Genomic DNA, 218 nt, shown 5'->3' with positions numbered 1-218 from the left:
TTATCGACAGAGTAAGTACCGTCCGCGTTTACTGCCACATCAGTGATGGTAATTGCAGTGCCAGCAATATCGGTGATAACCAGAGTGACCGTACCGCCTGCTGGAATATCCTGGCTAGTACCAGTGATGTCGCCTTGGTTCGATGCATCAATCACTAAGTCTACTGTTAGCTCAGCATCAACAGCATCAAGGTTTTCAGTGTCGTTGGCAGACAGGTC

The 218-nt window shown here is 48.6% G+C and carries 1 pseudogene; it reads right to left on the bottom strand.

Annotated elements, in window-relative coordinates:
- Positions 1-218, bottom strand: a pseudogene (locus AN944_RS21735) (RTX toxin); the annotation flags it as partial.

The sequence above is a fragment of the Shewanella sp. P1-14-1 genome (assembly GCF_001401775.1).
In the GTDB taxonomy this organism is placed as follows: Bacteria; Pseudomonadota; Gammaproteobacteria; order Enterobacterales; family Shewanellaceae; genus Shewanella; species Shewanella japonica.
Note: the sequence above shows the minus strand (reverse complement) of the source record. Positions and strands in the feature narration are given on the sequence as shown.